Here is a 1,348-nt window from a genome sequence, read left to right on the forward strand (position 1 = left end):
AACAACCCAGCAGCAGGTAATACTGCGATTGGAAGCATTAACGCTTTCCCAATTTTTTGCATTTGATTTAACATGATCGTTTTCCTCCCCTAATTCTTATAAATGCGGAATAATGACATTGGCAATAAATGAGCCGATAAATAAAGCAACAATACTTGTAATAATGGGAACGAAACGACGTCCGCCAAAAAAGGCTAACCATTCTGGCAATTTAATATTGTAAAATTTATTGTACAAAGCACCTGCTACAATTCCCATCATTAACCCACAAAGAATAAAGAAGAATTGATCTGAACCCATTGAACCAAATAATTTAATTGGAGTTGTTACTAAAAAAGGAATTTTAGGATCAATTAAAACAGAAAATGATGCTCCAAAAACCAAATATCCTACTGCTCCAGCCAAAGCAGAAGCTCCACTATGATCAAAGCCAATCCCAGCTGCAATCGATATCGCAACTACTAGTGGGAAAATCATCTTAAACGCACCATAAATTCCAGTAAAAGCTCCGATTCCAGTAAAACTCAATCCCCAAAATAAAACAAATAATATAAGAGCCATTGCTATATAAGAAAATCCGATGCCATATCGTTTTCCTAAGTTTTCTTTCTTCATCCTAATTCCTCCAGAACATTTATTTTTAACTACAGCGTTTCACTTACTTGCCGTTCCCCCTTTTTAGTTCAATTGAACAAAAAAATTAGGCAAGGAAAAAGGAATGAACTTGAGTGCTCATCTCTTTTTCCTTGCCTAATTAAATAGTCACAAGAAATCGTTTTCATTTATTAACTACAGTCATCTTATCAGAAACAGAAAACGCTGTCAACAATAAATTTGTTATTTTATCAAAAAAAACAGCACCCTAATGATTAGGATGCTGTTTCAATTTTTTTAGTTCATTTTTAACGTTTGTCCTACAAAAATTGTATCACTTGTTAAGTTATTCCACGCTTTTAAATTTGCTACGGATACACCATTTTTATTGGCAATCGCCCATAACGAATCGCCACTTACTACTTTATACGTTTTAGATTGATTGTTATTTGTCGATGGTTGACTTGAATTATTTGTTGTACCGCCTTTGATTGTTAGTTTTTGACCAACAAAAATCGTATCAGTTGTTAACTTATTCCACGCTTTTAAGTTTGCCACGGATACGCCGTTTTTATTCGCAATTGCCCATAATGAATCGCCACTTACTACTGTATACGTTCCACTTGTTGTTGAGCCACTATTCGAGTTCCCTGCTGGCGGTGTTGTTGGATTTGTTGGTGCAGTGGTTGTGCCACCTTTAATAATTAATTTTTGTCCAACAAAAATCGTATCGGTTGTTAAGTTATTCCACGCT

2 protein-coding genes are annotated in these 1,348 nt (G+C 34.9%); both read right to left on the reverse strand.

Annotation, left to right across the window (positions count from 1 at the left end):
* Positions 1 to 96 precede the first annotated feature (96 nt).
* Complete coding sequence (locus tag AC07SW_RS13130; protein ID WP_119908343.1) at positions 97 to 615, reverse strand: PTS transporter subunit EIIC; 519 nt, start codon at positions 613 to 615, stop codon at positions 97 to 99.
* Between the two features lie 276 nt (positions 616 to 891).
* Positions 892 to 1,348: LysM peptidoglycan-binding domain-containing protein (locus AC07SW_RS13135; RefSeq protein ID WP_490436744.1), on the reverse strand; the 457-nt coding region annotated here is incomplete at its 5' end.

It is taken from the genome of Carnobacterium sp. GW821-FHT04C06 (genome assembly GCF_059420345.1).

Bases quoted from the DNA above. Each gene is read 5' to 3' on its own strand.
- AC07SW_RS13130 (WP_119908343.1), bottom strand. From the start codon at position 615: ATGAAGAAAGAAAACTTAGGAAAACGATATGGCATCGGATTTTCTTAT.